Genomic DNA, 22,108 nt, shown 5'->3' with positions numbered 1-22,108 from the left:
CCCATTTTCAAACTCTTATTCATTCCATGATAACAGCGCCATCCAGTTGTGTACCGGTTCGATCCGATATTCGCCATAACAGCAGCAGGGCTGCAGCGGCGAGTCCGGTCACATAAAGACCTGTCGACCAGGCCAGCCCCGTTGCTTCGATCAAGTAAAGAGCCACAAGCGGCGTGCTGGCACCAAAACAGACAATAGCCAGATTATAAGGCACGGTTGTACCGGTCATTCGCAGACTAGCAGGCCATAGCTCGGTGTAAAGAACACTGCTGCTGCCCAGCATAAAACCAGCAACGATCGCACATAGGAACATTCCGAAAGCACATATCCACAGGTTGGAAGCTGACGTCAGCATAGATAAAGGGATGGCCGTTACGGCAGTGAATATCAGTGAAATGAGATAGACCTTCCGGTGTCCTGACCGATCAGAAAACCAGCCTCCCAAAGCACAACATATAACAAGTACCAACAGGGTCAGGGTATTTACAAACATCACCTGTCGGGCAGGCAGATCAAGATGCTCGATCATGCGCGTGGCCTGGAAGATAAAGTAGAGGTGATAAACCAGCGTATTGATGGCGACCATGAAAAACATCTGTAAAAAGGTCGAGCCGTAGGATGTCAGCTTCCTTTCTCGGGGAATGCTGCGAGCGTTGGACAGTGTGGGTAGTCGTGAACGCAGGATATAGGCGTTCAGGCAGATAATACCGCCCAGCCAGAAAGGAATACGCCAGCCCCAGCTGTACAGTGCTGAGTCCGGCAGCAGAAAAATCATTGCGGTCATCAGAGAGGCCAGCAGTGTTCCGGCCATACCACTGCTGTGAGCCAGACTGGTCAGGAATCCTCGCTTGTCCGGTGGAGCCAGCTCGCCGGCGATCACCAGAACCGAGCAGAACTCGCTGGACATGCCAAGACCTTGCAGGCACCTCAACACCAGAAGTAAGAGAGCGGCCTGACTGAAACTGTCAGAGGCTGGCAGGCAACCAATGGCGAAGGTGGTGATTCCGGTCAGGAAGGAGCAGATCATTAAGACCGTCCTGCGGCTGAAATAGTCGCCGCAGTAACCCAGAATTAAACCGCCGAGAGGACGCACCAGTGTTCCTGAAGCGAAGATGGCAAAGGTAGCCGCCAGTGATGTCAGGCGAGAATCGGATGGGAAAAATAACCGCGACAGCACCGGAGCCATCACGCCATAAAGCACATAGTCGTAATACTCTATGACATTGCCAGAGAGTAAACCAAACCAGATCTTTTGTGCTTTCTTGTGCAAACCAGACTCCCCCCAAGGAGCCGGGAGTCTAGTTCATGGGGGAAGACAGATCTGCGAGCAGGGCGGTGGGGTAACAGAACGAAGTCAAAATACCCCGTTCTGTTACATTCCGGAAACTCTTTGAACGAGCCTTTTCACATTCCCAAACAACCATCGCACAAGGTATTTCTACTTCTCGCTATCATCAGAGTTTGATGTCAGATCATCTTCATCACTGCTGGTACAGGTATCATCTTCAAATTCTACACCTGCTTTCAACAAATCCAGAGTGCCATCGAGATAGTCCCCTTCCAGCCCAAGCAAAACTGGAGAGTCATCAGGCAGCACACGTTCCAGTTCAAGCACTTGATAAGGGCGTTCTCGTAGAGCTTCCAACTCTTGCAGATCCTTCAATGTCACTACTCTGAGAGGATCTTGCACCCCCAGCCCACCAACCAGCTCCATTAACAGCCGTTTAATCGCCTCATTGGGTACCGCCACCGTTTGCAGCTTGACCCGCTTGAAAGCGGTCTCATTCGCAAACGCCTTGATCATGCGTCCCTCGATACGGGATTCGCCAAGACCGATAATCACCACAGGCACCTGAGAGAGTTGTTCGTATACGCGGATCAGCACATCATTCTTCTTTCCCTTTAAAATCTGCCGGGCAAAATCGTCACGGTTTTTTTTATTAACAGATATAGCCCGCTGAGCGTATTTGAAGGGCGCGGCAAAGCTGGCATTTTCGGTATCTAGAGAGACTGCGCTGACAAACTTCAGGTTAAGCGGTGTTTCGCCCTGGCTTTCACCACTTTGCGGCTTGCCAAATAGTTTCTGCTGCTTGGCACCGGGAATGAGATTACAGTCCGCAACAGCAATAGCCAATAATGCAGCATAAAGGTTGGTGCCATGGCCACAGAGCCGACTGAAGTCGTCCTCATCCCTCAGCTGTGAGGTTGGATGATGGGGGAAATCAATGCTGTCCGCCATGCTCTGGCGATATTCACTGACTTTTTTGCCATGGTGCTTACTGCCGGGCAGGTCAATATGTTTGTCGGCAGTCAAGGCATAAACAGCTTCCAGAAAATCGACAACCTCCGCCTGCACCAGAACTGGCATATCACTCAGATCAATCTCGCTTACGGCCACCGCATATTTTTTGGACTCGGGGAGCTTTTTATCCTGTGTTTGCTTATAGCGGGTTGGGTTAACCTCACGTACACGCCCTAGAAAGCGTTGAAGCTGAGTTAAAGAAAAACGCTGGGGCAGCTCATTGGCAAGGTCACCAAACTGACTGAGCAAAAGCGTGTGTAACGCAGCTCGCCCGCTGATATAATCGGTATCGGTCACATCAGCTCTGCGCACCAAATGCCGCGTTCCGGGGCAAAACGCCAACTGACAGTCTGCATTGTCAATAGCCTCTATATCCTGCTCAATCTGCTTAACAAGCTCTTTCCGGGAGCAGTCCTGTGTATAACGATTGATCATGATACCTGTGACCGATAGTCATCCTTTTAAGACTATCGACCTGCCAAACCAATGCTAAATAACGCCCTACACAACCAATCGGTCAGCTCTACTAACCAAACTACCCTGCCCCCGAACCTGAATGCACACAATCCCTCCAAACACTCACGTGCAAATCATTTTGGAGCGGTCACATGGACACCAACAAGAACACAATATTCCAGTCACCAAACTGGTTTAACTGCTGCAGACGCCCGTTATCAGGGACATATAGTCCTCCCTCCAGCAAAGGGCATTGGACAAGCCCGTTATCCCCCTCAAAGCCGGAACTTTCTAGAAGATCGCAAAAGCGACAAGCCGGCAGTACAAGGGGACAGTCAAGCATCGCTCAGCGCAAGGTCTCCACCAACAGGAACCCAAACATATCAAGAAGCCAGCGGTCGACTACAGCCCATGACAGGCCCCGCAGTACGACAAACAGCACTTTACGAGGCCCAGAAACCAGAGCTCTCTCCGGCTCCGATATCCAGCAAAGGCTGTACGCTTTCGACAATCTATGGCAGACCGCTCAGGAAGCCTGCCAACAGCGCTTCGACGAATTACGCAATGAAGTTCAAGTCGTTACAGAGTCTTATACACCGACCCAGAGTCAGATCATTGCCGACTTCCAGGCAGAGATTCAAGCGATGCAACGCCTGGATGTAGGCTACAAAAAGCAGCGGGAAGCGTACCGATTAATGACCAAGGCAGCACAAGTCAAAACACGCTTTGATATGGAATTTACCCGTCAGCAAGGCTTGATGCATAGTAGGTACCTTGATCTCCGACAGGAAGTCACCAGAACCTTACACCAACAAAAATCTAGAAATCTGGATGCCCTCATCGCCTTGCGATCACAGTGGGCTCTGCAATCCCCAAGCATCTCTGTGGCGCAAAGTGAAGATGAAACACAGGCGACATACACCTTGACTCTGATTGACAGAGCAATCACTCAGAACAACGAGTCTTCCTCATCTTTTGACTTTCCAGATTTCGAGACACTTATACAATCGGCCCACATTGCTCTGGATAATTTTCATAAAAAAATTGAGGAGCAACAACAAGAAGCGAGAGAAACCTGGTCAGACTGCCAACAGGAGAATATGCGGCGCAGAAAGGCACACCGAAACGATAAAAGCTACAGCGCTGTTGACCCCGATGAACTTAAGAGCGCGCTGTCTTTCTTTGGCATTCAGGGCAACACACCAAGACCCGCAATTAGAAAACGCTATCGCCGACTCGCAATGAAATACCATCCGGACAAAAGCAATAAAGAAAATAATGAAGAGATGATGAAGACGCTCAATCGGCATTATGAAGTCTTAAAGCTTCATTTTGACCTGCATAAGGATTGATATGTAACTTGAGGAACCGCATGGGATGGGTTTTTCAGATAAATGTTTAGCCGTATATTCCTCGGTCTGGCTCCCACGCTGAGCGTGGGAGCCAGTGCAGAACCATATTTATATGCGCTCGCCAGCCTTACGCTTTTTCCGTAGCTCTTCCTTGGCCTTTTTCTTCTCTTCCTGCTCGGCATGAAGAACAGCCAGTTCTGCCTGCTCTTTGGCGACCATCTCCGGGCTTTCCAGAGTGACTCGACCCATGGCGCCGCTGCGGTAGTCATTGAGTAGAATCTCTGCGACTTTGTGGGTATCTGCAACGCCACCCTTGCGCACAGCACCACGGCGGCGACCAATCTCATCAAACACTTCGATAGCGGTGTGAGGGATCTCTTTGAGGTTATAGCGTTTGAGCAGGATCTCTGGCTGGTGCTCCATCAGGTATTCCACCAGGAACATACCGACATCTTCAAACTCCAGAACGGTGTTCTTGATCGCACCGGTTACTGCCAGACGGTAGCCACACTCTTCCGGCTCCAGCTTGGGCCAGAGGAATCCTGGAGTGTCCAGCAGCACAATATTGTTTTCCAGCTTGATACGTTGCTGGATCTTGGTCACAGCCGGCTCATTACCTGTTTTGGCAATAATACGGCCCGCCAGATTGTTTATGGTGGTGGATTTGCCAACGTTGGGGATACCCAGAATCAGCGCCCGCAGAGGGGTACCTTCAAAGTTTCGGTGAGGCAGCATTTCCGGGCAAATCTTCAGCAGTTCACGCACCTTCTGAGGTTCGTGCTGGCTCATGGGAATGGCACGAATACCATGGGTCTTTTCCAGAGCTTCTTTCCAGCGCTGGGTCATATCCGGATCAGCCAGATCCGCCTTGTTCAGAATTTTGATGCAGGGGGTATCATCACGAAGGGCTGGAACCAACGGGTTCTCGCTGCTGAACGGGATGCGGGCATCGAGCACTTCAATAATAAGATCCACCTGAGGCATGGCCTCACGAATCTCCTTACGTGCCTTATGCATGTGCCCCGGGTACCAGTTAATCGCCATGCCTAGTCTCTATTCAGCGCTTGGATAAACGTATTATTGTAACGGGCTTTGGCATCAGCGTGATAGGGGCGATAAAGTCGTTAAGTGAGGAGCAAGGTCTTACTCTTCCTCGGTTGCCTCCGCTGGAAGGTTTCCGGCTTCCAGGGCTGCCAGTCTTTCCGCCTGCTTCTGTTTTTGCTCTTCCTTAGCCAGACGGGCTTTCTCGCCAAGGCTGATCTGGCCACTGACTCCGGATGGAATCTGGTCAATCTGCCCACCGGATTTAAGAAACTGCTCAACCTGTTCTGCTATCGAATCACTGGTTTCTTTAGCTTCAGGACCATCGTGTTTCAGACTGATCGTATATTCATTCTTTTTAGGCATACTTCTGGACACCGCCTGTTAATGGGGAAAGAAGTATAGATCACTCCGTGGAGCTGATTGTTTTGGAATGTAACGGCGATTACTAGTTTGATTATTGAGTTTTAAAGTATGTAGTTTGCTATTTATTTTTGCTGATTCTTTTAGTTGATTGTCTCTGCTTTGATTTTATTCAGAGCTTTTCTTCGCGTCATAACATCTTTTGATAAGTCCTCTTATAAGTGAAATACCCATTCTTGATTTCATCATTAAGGTGTCTTTTTGATATTTGTATGATGCGGGCTTTTTGAGTCCTGTAATTGTCTACGCAGGCAACATTTCTGAACTACTTTTGCAGAACCTTTTTACCGCTGTGGTGGAGTATCTATGCACGCTTTCAGTGAGAAAGCTTCCGTTGGGTATATCGCTGCAAAGAAGAACCGGTACTTTCGGTGGTTTGGGTCCCTTCTTCTTGTCTTCACGGCCACCACGGTTTTGGCCAGACCACCGATAACAAAATCCTGTGAAGGTGATGACTGCAAGAACGCAGGCTTTACCGTTAAGCGAGAAGGTCCGGCCTGTGCCCACTGTGGCAGACCTGTTGTTAACCATCAGCCCATTCGCGTTATCAATATCCAACGAAAAAAAGTGGCTTCACTACCTCTGACCGCAACGACTTCAAGTCAAGAAAATACTGACCCTCCAATATCAGAAGGTGTAGGGGGAACGCAGGTTGATTCCCAAACATGGGAAGCAGATTTCTCTATGGAAGCCAGTCCGGTAGATCTGTACTGGCTTCTCAATCTTTATATGCCGCCTATAGAAAAACATCGTAAACCCTTATCCCCAAGGGGGGCTACTTATGATGTTGGCAAGGTTTCTGATGCTTGGGAGGAAACGCTGTTTAATTCCACGGATGTCGAACTGATGACAGAGCTTATGTTCTGGCATTGGGATGGTGATCAGGAACGAATATTTGAGAAAAGGATGCCTCTTAAAGAGATTGAGTGGCCTAACTACTTACCTCTGCTTGCCGTACATGAAGCGACGGCCAAAGCCTCCGTGATGTTGGATATTCTTTCGGACGATGAAGCGCTGCACTCGCTGATGGTGGAGAAGCACAGTGCTCTAAAAGCGCTATCTCACTTTTTTCTGAATTATGATCTTGCCAGAGTGCTGGCAGCACGTCGGAATGTACTTGAAACGGTACATTGGCATTCAGAGAAGTCTCCGGGTATGAAAAAGAAGATGTATGAGGAGATGATCAGTCTGGAGCAGGGTACACGTATTGCAGGTATGGACTTACCTTCCGTGACCTATGGTGATCTTTCAGAAACAACAAAGTATGACTCTGCATTAGATAAATTACGTGAGGCGCTGAAAGCCGAGAGTAGTGTAGAGACTTTTAATACGTCCTTTGGGCAGGGGCTTAAACGACTCAATATGGCTCTGCACGGTAAGAATACATGCAGTATCGAACCTCACTTTTCAGGTGTTAAGGCTATTGCTTATGCGAGCAGCAAAGGCGTTGATGGATTAGAGAATGATTCATCAGAAGAGGGCTCAGAGCAATCTGATAACCCATCACCCATGGAAAGTTCTGTCCCTGAAGAAATACCCACAGAAGATTCTATAGTGCCTACGACTGATGCAGTGCCAACGAAGGATCAAGATAGCTCCAGTCCACCGGAATACTTCAAAGATATGATGGCCTGGGATACCGAGAAAGCACCAAAAATGACGGAGGATAATCTCAACTCTATTCTCAGTCAGCTGCAGCCTGACGATGTTATTGGACTGGAGGTGGGTGAAGTGCGATGGATCTTACGTCGATCCCAAAATGGTTTCTCACTCTATCTTCCCGGTTTCTGGGTTTCTACCGTTCAGACTGCTGATGATGCGCTTACTCTGATCACAAATCTGCACCGTGCCATGATCGCTTCTTTAGAAGATACGGCAAAAACTCGCGTCAATAATTATCATACTATGGCAAAGATGGCAGATGTGGGCGATGAGAAGCAGAAACAGTTTGATGAGTGGGAGCGCCAAAGACGCTCTTATACATTTTTAAAGCAAGTCAGAGATAAAGCTGTTCAGGTTGTCAATCACCCTTATGCGCCAGTCATGGTCGCTCTGGTTTGTGGTGTTGCTGGTCTCACCCTTCAAAAAGTCTCAAGACATTAGGCCCCGGTTAGACCTTGGTTGTACGTGTGAAACCAAGGTCTAATTTTCAAGTCTATGAACCTCCAGCAAAGTTAACGCCAAGTTAACAAAACTATAGGCAAGGAGGCAGGTATGGACGCAAGAAAGGCTGAAGGATCCTATCAGGGCGGTGCTCAGCAAGCTATTTATTCTCAGGATGGTGTTACTCCGCCAGAGCAAAACACCCGGAAACGCATCCGCAAACAATCTTCCGAGGTAACAAAGCTGCCGCCTGCCGGCACCAAGGCCCGATATGAGTGGGCTGACAAGGTTCTGCAGGAATACAAGGTCACTAATTTTGAGAAGGTGAAATGCTTCGCCAAATGGATGACCGGTTCTGCGGGCTTGGTTGCCGGTACAGGTATTGGAATCGGGTTGGGGTTTGCTGCTGTTCAGACTCTCGCACTGGTGGTGTTTGGACCTGTTGCTCCATTAGCCGGGCTTGCTCTGGCGGGGTTGAACATTGCTGTCTGTACGGCCGGTGGGGCGGTTTATGGTCTGCCTGCCAGTGGTTATTTAAGCTACAAAATGATCTCACAGCTTCAGTTCGACAAGTACCACGAGGGGGCACAAGAGTGCCGCGATAAACTGGCTGAGCTGCGAAAGGCAGGTATCACGGAGGGAGATCAAGTTGATCTTCTGAAAGAGAAAGCACATCGGCTCCATTGTGCTCTGATGGCGACTTGAAACCGGCTAAATCTGTAAGGAAATTTGATTGGTGTCTGCTTGTCAGATGCAGGCAGACACGGTTCTTTTATGAAATCAGACAGGGATAGTCATCATGATGAAAACAGAAGGAAGCAAACCACAGACGATCACCAACGTTACCCTCAGCTCAACAGATGCGGCCGATACAGCGACTGTTAACTTCTTTGGGAAGCAGGTTCAAACGAGTGCCCCTAAACCTCAGGCGACCTCAAAGGTAGAGAAGAATGAGCAGACAATGAAGTTGCTTGAAAAATACCGGGTAACGCTGAAAGACAGGATTAAATTCTTCTTTAGCCAGTGTCGCTCCAAATCATTCAGGAGCGCGTTCAAACAGGCGCGGGTCATGGGTTGGGAAAAGAAAGTCCAGGTACGGTTAAACCAACTCAAAGATATGTATACCAACGCCAATTGTGAGCTGCTTCAGACTATGGTGGATCAGGCTGTCAGTATTAGTGATAAAACGATCAAGGATGGTGATACCTTTCAACTTCTTCTGTTATCACAGGACTTGAGGGAAGCCTTGCTTGATAAGCTGGATCATGAAGGAACATATAGCGATGTAACACCCCAACAAGGTTTTACGATGCAGGCCTATGCGGACTTAATACGTAAGCAACAGGTTATCTTGAATACCTACCGGCGGGTTTTTGATGAAGCCCATAAACTGTGTTCATTGCTGGGTGTGACTCCAATGCAAACACAACGCTACCTAAATAGTCTGGCGATTTAGGGCGAGTGAGAAATCGCACAAACTCCAATATCAGGGTTTGTGCGATCTCTTTCATTCAGGATGATAGCTATTTGCAGAAGCTACCTTCTGTTAGGCGGTGAGACGTAACTCCACTTTAACCCGCTTCTGAGAGTTAGGACACTCGAATACCTGTGGGGCGGAACTGGCTGTGGCATTGTCAGCATCACTGAATTGAAGTTCCATGATGGATTTGTGAATACTGCTGTAAAAGAAGCCACAGAAATCACCGCACTTGCGAAAGCCTACTTCAAACTCATCTCCTGGCTTCATGCCAATAGTGCAAGGCACATCACTGGAAATGACTTTGGCGATGATCTTGTTCCCGACTGCCGGGAAGTTAATCTGCGGCTTTCCAGCTTGTTCCACAGATGACTCAATAGCAATGATGTTTGAGGAAGCTAAAGCTACGCCTACGCCAACCAGTCCATTCTTTACGAACTTACGTCTGTCCACTTCGCACTTTTCCTATGATGCCAGGTTGTAGATCGTGTAAAACATGAACCACACAGGCTTTGTCTGTCAGGTTCGTTTCTCTTTAGACTTCTGGCACCAAAAAGTGTGACACGATGAGAGAAAAAAATTCCTCTCATGGCATCAAGAGGCGCGGCTCACCCGACAGGAACAGCATCGTCAGAACCCGTATTGCACTGATTAGACAAAGCCGAGTAGCATCCAGCTCCTCATTCCAGGTAATGACCCTCCGCATTTTTCTTTTTTGTCACATTTTCATCTCTAAAAAGTCTCAAGAGTATTTGAAAGGCTAATCCATGACCTCAAACCTGGAACATTATATCCGTCTCGCCAAGAACGGAGATCAGGAGGCTCTTAGTCTCGTTGTCAGCCGTATCAAGGACAATATTTATGGTTTGGCATTGAGAATGCTGAACCACACCGAAGATGCTGAAGATCAGACCCACGAAATCCTCATCAAAGTGATTACACACCTTAGCGATTATCGAGAGGAGAGTGCGTTTACCACCTGGGTCTATCAGATAGCCTGTAATCATCTGCTGACCAAACTCAAGCAGAAGGCGGCCCGTCCAGAGCTAACATTCAATACGTTTGGAGAAATTATCTCTACCGTAACTATTGATGCTCCTCCTCTGGAATGTTCCAGTCCGGAAAGAGGAATTATGCTGGAGGAAGTCCGGCTTAGCTGTATGCAGGCCGCCCTGACCTGCCTGGAGAAGGATATACGCGTCGCGGTGATACTGGGCGAGACTTACGGTGTTACCAGTAAAGAAGGTGCCGTCATACTGGGCATAACACCGGAAGCATTCCGGGCCCGTCTTTCCCGTGGTCGAAAGTCTCTGCAGAAATTTATGGGTGGACACTGTGGCCTGGTCAATAAAAACAATACATGCAAATGTCACCAGCATGCTGCCGTAGCCATTAGTCGAGGTGAAAGCTGTCCGAAAAAAGACACCATCCTGCTAAAAGACGTCGCGGGAGAAGGAAGGGAAAAGTTGTTGGCTCATTTGGATGAGCTGACTGAAATCGAACGCACCATTGCGATGCTTCGTCAGTATCCGGAATATAAGTCTCCGGAGTCATTTTCTAACATCATAAGTGACCTGATTCACTCGGGAAAATATAACATTTTCAATTAACTGTCTGGCTCGGGAAACGGCAGTTATTCAGTTTCATAGCACTGGATCAGATCATCTCATCTGTTCGAGAGAGATAAACAAACGCCGACATCAAAGTCGGCGTTTATCGTTCAAGTGGTTACTGAGCTGCTACTGATTAGTTGGCAACAATGTTGACCAGCTTGCCAGGTACCACAATTTCCTTGCGGATGGTCAGGCCATCAATGAACTTCTGCACATTGGCATCGGCCTTGGCCAGTTCCTTGATCTCGTCCTGAGACGCAGTTGCTGGAACTTCCAGCTTGGCGCGGACTTTGCCGTTTACCTGAACAACCAGAGTGATGGCATCTTTCACCAACGCGCTTTCGTCCAGCTTCGGCCAGCCAGCATTCACGATAGCTTCATCGTGACCCAGCGCTTTCCAGATCGCATGACCGGTGTGCGGCACAATTGGAGCCAGCAGCAGAGTCGCAGCTTCCAGTGCTTCACGAACAACGGCACGACCCTGTTCCGATGCATCGTTGAACTTGTTGATAGCGTTGGTCAGTTCCATGATCGCAGCGATCGCGGTGTTGAAGGTCAGACGCTTGTCGCAGTCATCGGAAACCTTGGCGATGGTTTCGTGAGTCTTGCGGCGCAGGGCCTTCATATCGTCGTTCAGGGCGTTTACGTCCAGAGCCGCAACCTCAGTGCCTTCTTCCACGTGGGAAGCGATCATCTTCCAGAAACGACGCAGGAAGCGGTTGGCACCTTCCACACCAGACTCGGACCATTCCAGAGTTTGGGTCGGAGGGGACGCGAACATAGTGTACAGACGCACGGTGTCGGCGCCGTACTGGTTGATCAATTCTTGTGGATCGATACCGTTGTTCTTGGACTTGGACATCTTGCCCATACCCGCGTGAACAACCGGAGTTTCAGAACCCTTCAGGAACCAATCATTGCCACGCTGCTCAACATCACCAGGAGCGACGTAGTTCTTCACGCCCTTCTCGTTCAGGGTGTAGTTGATATCAGCCAACACCATGCCCTGGCACAGCAGGCGCTTGAACGGCTCATCGCTGTTAACCAGACCTGCGTCACGCAGCAGCTTGTGGAAGAAGCGGGAGTAGAGCAGGTGCATAACCGCGTGCTCGATACCGCCAATGTACTGATCCACCGGCAGCCAGTAGTTGGCCGCGGTTGGGTCCAGCATCTGGTCAGCCTTTGGCGAGCAGTAGCGTGCGTAGTACCAGCTGGATTCCATAAAGGTATCAAAGGTGTCGGTTTCCTGAGTCGCAGGCTGACCGTTGTGAGTCACCTTGCACCACTCAGGATCGGCCTTGATCGGAGACTGAACGCCATCCAGCACTACGTCTTCTGGCAGGCGTACCGGCAGTTCTTCCAGAGGCACGGTTACTTCGGTGCCGTCTTCCAGATAACGAATCGGAATTGGCGCGCCCCAGTAACGCTGACGGGATACACCCCAGTCGCGCAGACGGTAGTTCACCTGCTTCTCGCCTTTACCTTCGGAGATCAGCTTATCAGCGATGGCGTCAAAGGCTTTCTTAAAGTTCAGACCATCAAACTCGCCGGAGTTGATCAGGATGCCTTTCTCGGTGAAAGCTTCCTTGGAGAGGTCGCAGGCTTCGTCACCAGCAGGCTTGATCACCTGCTTGATTGGCAGGCCGTAAACATTGGCAAACTCGAAGTCACGCTGGTCGTGACCAGGAACAGCCATAACGGCGCCGGTACCGAAATCCATCAGTACAAAGTTGGCTGCCCACACTGGCACTTCTTCACCAGTGATCGGGTGGATGGCCTTCAGACCAGTATCCACACCTTTCTTCTCCATGGTCGCCATATCGGCTTCGGAGGTGGTGTTGGTCTTGCACTCTTCAATGAACGCAGCCAGAGCCGGGTTGTTCGCGGCAGCAGCTTTGCTCAGCGGATGCTCGGCAGCAACGGCAACATAGGTTACGCCCATCAGGGTGTCTGGACGGGTGGTGTAGATGCGCAGCTCTTCGCTGGAATCTTTCAGGCCAAAGGCCATCTCGATACCTTCGGAACGGCCGATCCAGTTGCGCTGCATAGCCTTAACCTGTTCCGGCCATTCGTCCAACTGGTCCAGATCTTTCAGCAGCTCGTCAGCGTAGGCGGTGATTTTGATAAACCACTGGGCCAGCTGCTTGCGTTCAACCGGGGTGTCACAACGCCAGCACTTGCCGTCTTCAACCTGTTCGTTGGCCAGTACGGTCTGGTCGTTCGGGCACCAGTTTACGGCGCTCATCTTCTTGTAAACCAGGCCCTTCTCGTAGAGCTTGGTGAAGAACCACTGTTCCCACTTGTAGTACTCAGGGGTACAGGTGGCGATTTCGCGGTTCCAGTCGTAACCGAAGCCCAGCTTCTTCAGCTGGCTCTTCATGTAATCGATGTTCTGGTAAGTCCACTTGGCTGGCGCGGTCTTGTTCTGGATCGCGGCGTTTTCAGCGGGCAGACCGAAGGCATCCCAGCCCATTGGCTGCATGACATTCTTGCCCTGCATACGCTGGAAGCGGGAGATAACGTCACCGATGGTGTAGTTACGCACGTGACCCATGTGTAGCTTGCCACTTGGGTACGGGAACATAGACAGGCAGTAGTACTTCTCTTTGCCTTCCTGTTCGGTCACAGCGAAGCTGTCGTTCTCTTCCCAGTACTTCTGGGCCTCTTCCTCAATCTTATGAGGATGATAATGCTCTTCCATCATTGCTCAGGATGCCTTGGGCCCATTCCGGAGGACCGGCGGGCGATGGGTTGACGTCAAACCCTGTAGGATACAACAGGGAGGTGCAGGGGAGTAGATCAGAGGGGGATTTTTACAGCGCTGACAAGATGGTTATCCGGGGGAATGGTCTGGCAGAACCTCAATCCAAGTGTGTGCAACTATTCCTGATGCTCCTGAACTTACAAGAGGAGAGCGTGTAATGGATCAGCATGACTTCATCGCCAAAGCCATCGATAAGGCTGCCAGCCAGCAGCGAAAGCAACAGTTTGCAGGAACACCCTATGCAAGGGCTCTGGAAGGGCGCTGGAGGAGTATAAGAACACGGGTTGCAGAGGCTGAGAGCAGTGCTTTCCATACCGCAAAGGCAATACAGGACTTAAAGCCTGAGCAGCAGGCGATTTCTCGGCAAGTCACTGCTTACAGTCAGGATGCCAGTGTCTCTTCCTGGGTTGAGGGCCTCAGAGATCAGTTAATAGCCTTGAGGGACAAGAAGGACTACAAAAGCTTCCAGGCATTACTTCTTGAACATATAAATCAGGGGCTGGTTCCCAACCGTGAGGAATGTGGCCGACTGGCGCTGGAGCAATTTGATGGCGATATCCAAATGCTCCTTCCTTTGGTGCTATTCACCCGTTTGCGTGCCATTTGCGCATACGGTAGATCTTGCAAAGCCCTTGTCGAAGGTCCAGCAGAATTTATTCTTCCTGATATGAAAATATTATGTAGAGGTATGCGTGGTCATGATCGTTCGGATACCTCCTTTAAAATGATGCGGCGTGTGCAGGCTTACATCCTGATTCAGCGCATGTTGCTTGATTCCCGCATTAGCAATCAAAGTATTGTGCTGATACCTGATCGAGGTGAGTGCTTTCGATATGCGGAGGTCAGTGCTGAGATGGCTCAGGCATACGACATCTACATGCAGAACCTGAATCGGCTGTTAGAAGCCTTTCTGACTCATGATGCCATGGCCGTTCAGGAGGTTTTGCCCCGGTGTGCTTTCGATATGACCACAGTGAACAATTTGACCTGCCAGATCGATTTGGACAGAGCTTCAGCCATTGTTGCTGATCATCTGGCTGCTCTTGTGACGTATATGGCTGACCAGCCCGGCTCAAAAGGGTGTTTCGATTTTTCGGATTTTCTGGAGGCGCTGATGGAGTCCACAGAGGGCAGTAGCTATCCATCAAGGACTCCGGATAGAGGTTAAACTTGTTTAATGGTCAGAGACGAGTTGGTATTGGATGACATAGAGGCTTTCAATACCCGGGTAGATCTCCTGAATCACGTCTTTCAGCTGAGGCAGAGTCATATTCTCCTGCTCGGCATGGAACTCGGTCAGCTCGCTGAACTTGATCGGGGTAACAGACAGGATTTTCAGCTCGCAGAACCAGCGGTCATCTTCATAAGTGGACACCTGCACCACCGAGCCGGGAACATAACCTTTCTCGGCTTCATCGCGAATGGTGATGGTTTTTTTGCCGGAGAGAATATCGGCTTCAAAACGTTCAAAGAACGTCATCTTTGACCAGTCCATAATACTTCCTGTGGCTGGTGAGTTGAAGGGAAGTGGACTGTATACCGCCTGAACAATATTTCAGCAAATTTATCCGTAAGAGATAGGTTTACTCTGATTCTGAAGACCTTCCTTTACGAAAGTGGCGAAAATAGCCCGTTCAATATCGGAACTGGTAACAGCGCCTGTTGGATTTGATTGCTCCAGAATGTGTGCTTCTTGCCTTATACGTTCAGCAACCCTGTCGAAGAAACCGCGTTCCAGCATACGCCTGACAATCATTGCGCTTTGCTCCGGGCTCAGGGCTTCCAGAATATGAGCACAAATGATTTTATCTTCCGGCGTTGGTTTATGCTGATGCAGTTGTTGAATAGACTCAGACATCTCTGGATCTTCTATACGTTGATGCAAAGAGTAGGGGTTACAGCGATCATGCTCCTGTTTTCGACAGACCCGCGTGTGGAGGCAAATGGCCAGTGAGCAGAGAGGGCAGCCATAAGCGGCTCGTTCTTCATCCTTCAGGAGAGGGACTATACAGTCTGAGTGAAAAAAATGACCACAGCAGAGCTCTTGAACAAGGGAACATTTTCTTAATTCAAAAGTACAGATCGCACACTCTGTTGCTGGATTAAGGGTTCTCATCACAATCCCGTCTTTGGTCATGACGGGAATGGTTGCTGTGTAAGAGTTGTTTTGCACTGCCCTACTTCCTTGTTGTCAGTTCAATTTGATGGTGCGCATAAGAAGCAATCCCTATGGTTTGGGCTTCTGGAGTCACGGGGAGTTCAGAAGTAATAACCGACTTGTTAGCAGAATATCTGTTCAGGCTGTCTCTTCTGTGGTGTCGAATAAGCCATGACCGGATGTCAGAAGCATGGATATCAGCTTTTGATGATCAAGATCCTCTCCGCTCAGCACACTGGCCAGTATCTCACTGCCAAACAGTTGGGGAGAGAGAACAACATCAGCTTTTACCTGTTTCACCTTGCGCATGTTCTTGGCATCGTTCACCACCAGAACGGTTTTGATATCCGGATTCATCTCCTTGGCGGTGAGTACGACAAAGGCGTTAAAGGCATCGTCGTCGGTCACAGCCAGTAAAGCCCGGCAGTCCCTCACACCTGCGGCTTCAAGAATCTCGTTATCCGTGCTGTCTCCGGTGACAATATCCAGTTTTCCGCCAGCGCGCTGTTCCAGCTGTGCCAGCTCGTCCAGAGTTTTGGTTGTAACCAGTGTTAACGGCAGGCCACGCTGTCGTAACTGAATAATCGTGCTGGCTGAAAGTACCGAGACACCGCAGACGATAAAGTGATTCTTTCTTTCCATTTGTGGCTCCCGACTTCTCACCAGCTTACTGAGACCTCTGTGGAGGATAGGCCCGAATACGGTTGTCAGGGATGTTGCAAAGACAGTGATGCCAGCCACGATCATGGAAACTGAAAACAATCGTGCTGATTCTGTTTTGGGGATGATGTCGCCGTAGCCGACAGTTGTCATGGTGACTATGGAAAAGTAGACGGCAGTGACCAAGTCATTGATAGGGGGCGCAAAGCCTTTGCCAAAGTAGAGCGAACCGTAGCTGGCATAAAACAGCAGCACGATAAAACTGATGACAGCAAAGATCCCGCCGGCGGTGGCACTGGAACGGGTGAACTCCCCCTTTAGCAGCAACAGAATCAAAAGGGTCATGGCTGTGAAGCCTGCGCGGCCATGCAGATCAGGATAGAAGTTCAGAGTGAAGGCCAGAGTTATCAATAGAATGACCAGACTCACGGCCCAGGCCAGCCTTGATCGGTAGAGCAACCCTACCGAGTTCAGAACCAGCAGGATGCCAAGCAGAAACCATGGACCACCAGAGATATCAAACCAGCTGACATCCGAAAGATCGTGTACAGAAAACAGGTCGGACAGTGTGGCCGGCATGCCCCACAGAGCTTTGAAGATCAGCAGACCGTTTAATAATACGGCAGCTGCCGCCAATATATGACGCAGCTCACGGAGGACCCCAAGGATCTTGCTGCGAAAGGGGATGGTAAATTTCAAAGCCCCGACCCATAAAGAAAGTCAGGGCAGAGTGTAGGCTCTCTTAACAGAGCCTACAGATACGTTCTGGCATGGCTGATGGGATTCGGCTGGTGGCTCAGCCACTCAATCGCACCGCTTTTCCACCGGCTATGACATCCAGAGTGATTCTACTGAGTGTTTATCCATTCATGTGTTCTGGTTCTGTCGGCATTTTTGCAATGTGATCCGGTTTGGGAATCGGCCGGCTATAGGATCTCAGGCTACATTTGACCGACAAATTTCAGCCACGTTTTAAGAACGCTGGCGTGTTGTCGATCCGGGGTTGGATTTACAAACTTGATAGATAAGTACTGTGTTTTGATGGTGTTTTTCGCGGAAAACCGAGATGGTTCACAAAACGCGCAACGCTTACGCGCCGCAACAATAAAGCTTTTGTGACGCTGAAATCTGTCGTGATAAAAACTCGTCCGACTGAAGAGCGCAGCTTTGCAGACAGCTTTCCTTGAAAGTGCATGTCCGTGCTTTCGTTTGGCTCAGTATCCAGAACATCCGGTGATAATCGGTCAGAACTCTGGGTGAGCGCACCTTTTCGTAGTGGATTCGCAGTGAAACTGAAACTTTTACCTTTGCTGATCAGTAGCATTCTGAGCAGTGGCTACGCCGTTGCCATCGATACCAGTCAGGCCATGATAAATGGCGATGCTTCTTCATTAAGGCAGTCAGGCCAACAGGTAGAAAATAAAGAATTCGGTATCAAAACGATCTTTGATCGTGGAGTCGAGCTGGACTGGGAGAGTGGTTATATCTCCAGCACGATCATTCTGACGGAAAAAGATGTTGAAGGTCGCCGGGTTTATGAGAATGCCCGCCCCGGTTTTTACATTGGCGATCTGAAGCCCAATACCACCTATGTCGCGACCCTGAACTTTTGTGATGCCAATGGAAACTGCATGTTTGATGCGCTGCGCTTCGATACGCCCGATGAAGTGCTTGGTTATAACGATAGCCGCAAAGAGAAGAACCACCTCGCCGGTGAACTGCAGGCCAACGTCCGCTTTGCTCAGACCCACACCAGCGTGATGCCAAATGGCAATGAAGAGAAGAACCGTCCGAACCTGGTTATGGAGCGTGATGCTCTGCTGTTGGTAACGCCGACAATTGAGGATGTTCATCACCTTGAACTCGAGATCCTGCAAGAGGGCGTTGTCGTTGAGCGGGTGAACATGATTCCACCGAGTGCTCAGTTTGACACCGACCAGCCAGATAATGGTCGCGAGAAGGTGATCTTCTCCCACTATGCCTGGAGCGCACCGATATCCTGGCAGTGGATGACACCGGGCATGTCCCTGCGTTTTGTCGACAGTAAAGGCCGGGAAGGTCTGCTCGCTGAAAATGAAATCGTTTTTGGTGGCGCGCCAGAGCTGGTTATCCAGAACATCGATATCGGTATGCTGACCGAGCGTCGTAACAGCTATCAGATGATCAATGATATGCCGACTCTGGCTGCGGACTACTTCCAGAAAATTCCCGTATCCAAACTGGTTATTGCCGATTACACCCCGTTTCAGCTGGACAAGGTGACTCTGCCAAACGGCAAGGTTTACACCGAGAAAAGTGATGATATAGGCGGTGTTTACGAAGGGGATATGCGCGAGAACATTGGCAAGGCGCTGGTCTCAACAGGGATCAATAATGCCAACTATGGCATCGTGGATACGGCGGGTAGCAGCCAGTCCTGGAATCGCCGCTTTAATCATATTACCGCGCACAACAACCGTGGTGTTTACAGCAACGGACAGACTAACCATGGCCTGAGCGGTGGTGGCGGTATCGTGACCCTGATCGACAGTATCGGTAACGAGTGGTCCCACGAGTTGGGCCATAACTACGGCCGTGGGCACTGGCCAAAAGGTGTATCCATTCACGATATGGAGACAGGCTGGGGCTGGGATGCCAATTATCAGCGCTTTATCGGTAACCTGCACTGGACCGGTGAAGCCACCACGACAGTGGTCGAACAGGCCGACCAGTCCGTTGAACCGTTCATGGATGCCTTCCGCTTTACCCGTGACACCATGGCCGGTGGCGAAAGCATGCGCATCGGTTTGATCAGTCGTTACACTCTGGAGCATCCGGCGGGCACCCGTCAGACCCAGAATTTCCTGAACCAGTCCAATAATCTGGACCTGACCAGCGAGACCGGTTATGCCCGCTGGGATCAGGAACAGCAAAATTATGTGTCTGCCGATGTAGATCACGCCATACCGCTTGAAAAAGGTGTGCCGGTGATCACTCTTCTGGGTATCTATGACCCAATGAATACCAACCCGAGCCAGATCTATCCGTTGATCTACTCCAACTATGGCAATGTGTATGACCTGCCAGAACCGGCGACCTCTGACATGCAGCTGGAAGGCTGGCAGCCGGTGGCAAACCTGAGTGAGGCTGATCGTGCCGCAACCACCTGGCAGACCATGAAGGTAGATGATCAACAGCAACCGCTTTGTCAGTTCAGTTATACCAATGGCAAAGGTGAAACCGCGAACTTTGTCGGTTACGAAGACCGTGAACAAAACACTTGCCAGACCACGCCGGAAATGTACTGGCTGACTGATGGTGTGCAGGAGCGTCCTGTTTCTGCCGAGGGTGACTATCAACTGCTATCTGCTAAAAACAGTCTGACCTCCGTAGTGACCTATCGTCCGACAGAGGAACTGGGTGTGCATAACCTGTGCTCTATGGATAAATCCGGAACGGCTCACGACGGCGCGGGTTATCTGTCTAACGGCAAATGCCAACAGATTCCTGATGTGAAACACAGCAACGGTGCCAACTGGAGCTATGCAACCCATCAGGGCGGTATTCGCAGCTACGCCTTTGAATCCCAGAGCCAGTGTCAGTTGACCGTTGAGAAAGAGAGTGGGGACGTGCAGCAGATTGCCCTGAGCCCATCGCGTATCTCTTCCAATCAGAGCAACAAGTTCCATGTTAACCTGCCGGCTGATGATCATCCTTCCCGTGTCAGCGTTAGCTGTACCATTCCGGGTGAAGAAGAGCTGGTGCTGGATAGCGCCATCACTGAACGTAACCCGGCAGTCGATGAGCTGATGGGCCCGGTCATTATTGGTCAAGAGCATGGTTATAGCGCTGTAGTTACGGACGTGAAGGGCGGCTGGTTTGAGCATAAAGAAGGCTTCACACCGGATAACCTGGCTAAGTTCGACAAGAGCCGTATGGCCACCATGCTGGTGGGCAGTGAAAGACCTTATGTGTGCCGTTTCCCGATGACAATTCATGGTTCTGAAAAGACGTTGCATGGTTATGTGGAATCATTGGGCGGTACTGACTTCCGCTGCACTGGTGGTACCGAGATCAGTGTTCAGGATGATCAGGGTACCCGTCCGGTACTCTCCGAGGTGAACGGATTCGAGTGGCTCTCCCTGAACAATAAGAACAAAGTGGGTGAGAGAGTGAATGCGATTGAAGGGCAGGACGCTGACCTGTGTACCCTCACAAAGGGTGGAGAATGGTATGGTGCCGGCTTCCTGAATAGCAGTGGGCAGTGTGTACAGGTCGAGGGTGTTTACTGGTCCAATGGTCGCCACTGGCTATTTTCGTCAGGTCATGGCTCCTATGCTTATCAGTAACCCTTGCTTAATCAGTAATCTTTCAAGGTAACTGAAAAGAACTGACCCCTGCCCAATGGCAGGGGTTCTTTTGGATTCGGATGCTTCACATCGCGCTCTGTCACATTGTGAAACAGAAATGTTGCGTATTTTTACGTAAACTACTCTGAGTTTTATAAATATGATAAGAGCAAAACTCATGCAGAAACCACCGTTGATCCCAGTGACGACGCTTCTGTTCTCCCTGACTTTCCTCGCTGCCATCACCCTTGTTCCCTGGTATGGATTCACCCACGGGTTCGAGTGGTATGAATGGGCCACCATGGCAGTGATTTTTATGTTCAACGGGACAGCAATTACCGCCGGATACCATCGTCTCTGGTCTCACCGTACCTATAAGGCTCACTGGAGCCTGCGTCTCTGGTTCGCCCTGTGGGGAGCCATGGCGACTCAAAACTCTGTATTACACTGGGCCTCCGGTCACCGTCGTCATCACGCGTTTGTCGATGATGATCACAAAGACCCTTACTCCGCCAGCCGTGGCTTCTGGTTCTCACATATTGGCTGGATGTTGCGTCCTTACGACGATAAACGTGATGACTTCTCCGGTATCCGTGATCTGCAGAAAGACAGCATCGTAATGTGGCAGCATCGCAATTATATCCCGCTGGTACTGGCCACCAACTTTGGTATCCCGGCTCTGATCGGTTTTATCTATGGTGATGTGGTTGCCAGCCTGCTGCTGTCCGGTGTGCTGCGTCTGGTGCTGAGCCACCATTGCACCTTCTTTATTAACTCGCTGGCCCATATCTGGGGCCGCCGTCCTTATACCGACCGCAACTCAGCCCGTGATAATGATGTTCTGGCATTCTTCACCTGGGGGGAGGGCTATCACAACTTCCACCATATCTTTCAGACCGACTACCGCAACGGTGTGCGCTGGTGGCAGTACGATCCGACCAAATGGATGATCTTTACCGCTTCCAAAATGGGATTGGCCTGGGATCTGCGCAAAGTTTCCGACTTCCGCATCGCCAAGGCGCGGGTGGATATGGAGTACAAGCGTGCCGGCCAGAAGCTGACCTGTGAGAAAGCGCTGGCTCAGCTGGAAGAACAATATGTCGCGATGGTGGCTGCGTTGAAGGAGTGGTCGGCACTGCGTCAGCAGAAGCTGGAAGCCAAGGCCGAGGAACTGAAGAAACAGTGGGAAGCCTCTGAAGCACATACCCGCTATGTTGAATTGAAAAAGGCACTCAAAGAGCAGCAAGATCGTTGGTATCTGGCTCTTAATGGCCATCTTGTCTGATCTTTTACAACAGACCTAAGCATTCGGCAGTAAGAATTCTGCTGAATGCTTCCTCTAATCACTTTTCTGCCCTTCATCTATTCTTTCCCTAATCAAGCCTGATGGAAGGGAAACCACGATGGCCTTGCCACCTAATGTCGAACGTT

The 22,108-nt window shown here is 50.1% G+C and carries 17 protein-coding genes and 1 pseudogene; 8 read left to right on the top strand and 10 right to left on the bottom strand.

Going from position 1 to position 22,108, the window contains the following annotated elements:
* Positions 1–19: 19 nt before the first annotated feature.
* Together EHSB41UT_RS16950 and EHSB41UT_RS16945 are read right to left on the bottom strand one after the other, a co-directional pair.
* Positions 20–1,270 carry an MFS transporter gene (locus EHSB41UT_RS16950; protein WP_087112002.1) on the bottom strand — a complete coding sequence of 417 codons (1,251 nt, stop codon included), beginning with the start codon at positions 1,268–1,270 and terminating at the stop codon, positions 20–22.
* A gap of 168 nt (positions 1,271–1,438) precedes the next feature.
* A complete protein-coding gene (locus EHSB41UT_RS16945) occupies positions 1,439–2,737 on the bottom strand; it encodes a hypothetical protein (RefSeq protein ID WP_087112000.1) in 1,299 nt (432 codons plus the stop codon).
* A gap of 173 nt (positions 2,738–2,910) precedes the next feature.
* Between EHSB41UT_RS16945 and EHSB41UT_RS16940 the strand changes: the two genes are divergently transcribed.
* Positions 2,911–4,110, top strand: coding sequence for a J domain-containing protein (locus EHSB41UT_RS16940; RefSeq protein WP_087111997.1), 1,200 nt, complete (start codon positions 2,911–2,913; stop codon positions 4,108–4,110).
* Between the two features lie 108 nt (positions 4,111–4,218).
* On the opposite strand, the gene ylqF is transcribed toward EHSB41UT_RS16940, so the two are convergent.
* Both ylqF and EHSB41UT_RS25040 read right to left on the bottom strand, forming a co-directional pair.
* On the bottom strand, positions 4,219–5,154 hold the full coding sequence (ylqF, locus tag EHSB41UT_RS16935) for a ribosome biogenesis GTPase YlqF (RefSeq protein WP_087111995.1): 936 nt from the start codon (positions 5,152–5,154) through the stop codon (positions 4,219–4,221).
* 99 nt (positions 5,155–5,253) lie between these two features.
* Positions 5,254–5,517 (bottom strand): hypothetical protein, encoded by a 264-nt coding sequence (locus EHSB41UT_RS25040; protein WP_087111993.1) that lies wholly within the window; start codon positions 5,515–5,517, stop codon positions 5,254–5,256.
* A gap of 363 nt (positions 5,518–5,880) precedes the next feature.
* Between EHSB41UT_RS25040 and EHSB41UT_RS16925 the strand changes: the two genes are divergently transcribed.
* The 3 genes from EHSB41UT_RS16925 (at position 5,881) to EHSB41UT_RS16915 (ending at position 9,133) form a co-directional block, all read left to right on the top strand.
* Positions 5,881–7,677, top strand: coding sequence for a hypothetical protein (locus EHSB41UT_RS16925; protein ID WP_087111991.1), 1,797 nt, complete (start codon positions 5,881–5,883; stop codon positions 7,675–7,677).
* 111 nt (positions 7,678–7,788) lie between these two features.
* Positions 7,789–8,382: a hypothetical protein gene (locus EHSB41UT_RS16920; protein ID WP_087111989.1), complete on the top strand. Its 594-nt coding sequence runs from the start codon at positions 7,789–7,791 to the stop codon at positions 8,380–8,382.
* Positions 8,383–8,476: 94 nt separating this feature from the next.
* Positions 8,477–9,133 carry a hypothetical protein gene (locus EHSB41UT_RS16915; protein WP_087111987.1) on the top strand — a complete coding sequence of 219 codons (657 nt, stop codon included), beginning with the start codon at positions 8,477–8,479 and terminating at the stop codon, positions 9,131–9,133.
* A gap of 90 nt (positions 9,134–9,223) precedes the next feature.
* On the opposite strand, the gene EHSB41UT_RS16910 is transcribed toward EHSB41UT_RS16915, so the two are convergent.
* Entirely contained in the window at positions 9,224–9,607 is a 384-nt protein-coding gene (locus tag EHSB41UT_RS16910) for a TIGR04076 family protein (RefSeq protein ID WP_207626681.1), read from the bottom strand.
* Between the two features lie 314 nt (positions 9,608–9,921).
* Between EHSB41UT_RS16910 and EHSB41UT_RS16905 the strand changes: the two genes are divergently transcribed.
* Positions 9,922–10,764: an RNA polymerase sigma factor gene (locus EHSB41UT_RS16905; protein WP_087111985.1), complete on the top strand. Its 843-nt coding sequence runs from the start codon at positions 9,922–9,924 to the stop codon at positions 10,762–10,764.
* Between the two features lie 136 nt (positions 10,765–10,900).
* Here EHSB41UT_RS16905 and leuS read toward each other — a convergent pair whose 3' ends face one another.
* Positions 10,901–13,468 (bottom strand): leucine--tRNA ligase, encoded by a 2,568-nt coding sequence (leuS, locus tag EHSB41UT_RS16900; RefSeq protein ID WP_087112198.1) that lies wholly within the window; start codon positions 13,466–13,468, stop codon positions 10,901–10,903.
* A 220-nt stretch (positions 13,469–13,688) separates the two neighbouring features.
* On the opposite strand from leuS, the gene EHSB41UT_RS16890 reads away from it, so the two are divergent.
* Complete coding sequence (locus EHSB41UT_RS16890; protein ID WP_087111981.1) at positions 13,689–14,699, top strand: hypothetical protein; 1,011 nt, start codon at positions 13,689–13,691, stop codon at positions 14,697–14,699.
* A gap of 6 nt (positions 14,700–14,705) precedes the next feature.
* On the opposite strand, the gene yqfB is transcribed toward EHSB41UT_RS16890, so the two are convergent.
* From yqfB to kch, 4 genes and pseudogenes are all read right to left on the bottom strand, one after another.
* Positions 14,706–15,026 (bottom strand): N(4)-acetylcytidine aminohydrolase, encoded by a 321-nt coding sequence (gene yqfB, locus EHSB41UT_RS16885; protein ID WP_207626680.1) that lies wholly within the window; start codon positions 15,024–15,026, stop codon positions 14,706–14,708.
* A 69-nt stretch (positions 15,027–15,095) separates the two neighbouring features.
* Positions 15,096–15,389: a hypothetical protein gene (locus tag EHSB41UT_RS24855; protein ID WP_242667348.1), complete on the bottom strand. Its 294-nt coding sequence runs from the start codon at positions 15,387–15,389 to the stop codon at positions 15,096–15,098.
* 108 nt (positions 15,390–15,497) lie between these two features.
* Positions 15,498–15,647, bottom strand: a pseudogene (locus EHSB41UT_RS25035) (RING finger protein); the annotation flags it as partial.
* A 180-nt stretch (positions 15,648–15,827) separates the two neighbouring features.
* On the bottom strand, positions 15,828–17,048 hold the full coding sequence (gene kch / locus EHSB41UT_RS16875; protein ID WP_087111977.1) for a voltage-gated potassium channel protein: 1,221 nt from the start codon (positions 17,046–17,048) through the stop codon (positions 15,828–15,830).
* 587 nt (positions 17,049–17,635) lie between these two features.
* Between kch and EHSB41UT_RS16870 the strand changes: the two genes are divergently transcribed.
* Positions 17,636–20,677, top strand: coding sequence for a M66 family metalloprotease (locus tag EHSB41UT_RS16870; protein ID WP_207626679.1), 3,042 nt, complete (start codon positions 17,636–17,638; stop codon positions 20,675–20,677).
* Between the two features lie 178 nt (positions 20,678–20,855).
* A complete protein-coding gene (locus EHSB41UT_RS16865) occupies positions 20,856–21,962 on the top strand; it encodes a fatty acid desaturase (RefSeq protein ID WP_207626678.1) in 1,107 nt (368 codons plus the stop codon).
* Positions 21,963–22,108: the final 146 nt, after the last annotated feature.

This window comes from Parendozoicomonas haliclonae (assembly GCF_900174585.1).
In the GTDB taxonomy this organism is placed as follows: domain Bacteria; phylum Pseudomonadota; class Gammaproteobacteria; order Pseudomonadales; family Endozoicomonadaceae; genus Sansalvadorimonas; species Sansalvadorimonas haliclonae.
This window is presented reverse-complemented; position numbering and strand designations above follow the sequence as displayed.

What these genes read in the sequence shown, in the direction of transcription:
- yqfB (WP_207626680.1), bottom strand. Translation starts at nt 15,026, where the DNA reads ATGGACTGGTCAAAGATGACGTTCTTTGAACGTTTTGAAGCCGATATT.
- EHSB41UT_RS16915 (WP_087111987.1), top strand. Translation starts at nt 8,477, where the DNA reads ATGATGAAAACAGAAGGAAGCAAACCACAGACGATCACCAACGTTACC.
- EHSB41UT_RS25040 (WP_087111993.1), bottom strand. Translation starts at nt 5,517, where the DNA reads ATGCCTAAAAAGAATGAATATACGATCAGTCTGAAACACGATGGTCCT.
- EHSB41UT_RS16945 (WP_087112000.1), bottom strand. Translation starts at nt 2,737, where the DNA reads ATGATCAATCGTTATACACAGGACTGCTCCCGGAAAGAGCTTGTTAAG.
- EHSB41UT_RS16925 (WP_087111991.1), top strand. Translation starts at nt 5,881, where the DNA reads ATGCACGCTTTCAGTGAGAAAGCTTCCGTTGGGTATATCGCTGCAAAG.
- EHSB41UT_RS16920 (WP_087111989.1), top strand. Translation starts at nt 7,789, where the DNA reads ATGGACGCAAGAAAGGCTGAAGGATCCTATCAGGGCGGTGCTCAGCAA.
- EHSB41UT_RS24855 (WP_242667348.1), bottom strand. Translation starts at nt 15,389, where the DNA reads ATGTCTGAGTCTATTCAACAACTGCATCAGCATAAACCAACGCCGGAA.
- leuS (WP_087112198.1), bottom strand. Translation starts at nt 13,468, where the DNA reads ATGGAAGAGCATTATCATCCTCATAAGATTGAGGAAGAGGCCCAGAAG.
- EHSB41UT_RS16865 (WP_207626678.1), top strand. Translation starts at nt 20,856, where the DNA reads ATGCAGAAACCACCGTTGATCCCAGTGACGACGCTTCTGTTCTCCCTG.
- EHSB41UT_RS16905 (WP_087111985.1), top strand. Translation starts at nt 9,922, where the DNA reads ATGACCTCAAACCTGGAACATTATATCCGTCTCGCCAAGAACGGAGAT.
- ylqF (WP_087111995.1), bottom strand. Translation starts at nt 5,154, where the DNA reads ATGGCGATTAACTGGTACCCGGGGCACATGCATAAGGCACGTAAGGAG.
- EHSB41UT_RS16940 (WP_087111997.1), top strand. Translation starts at nt 2,911, where the DNA reads ATGGACACCAACAAGAACACAATATTCCAGTCACCAAACTGGTTTAAC.
- EHSB41UT_RS16890 (WP_087111981.1), top strand. Translation starts at nt 13,689, where the DNA reads ATGGATCAGCATGACTTCATCGCCAAAGCCATCGATAAGGCTGCCAGC.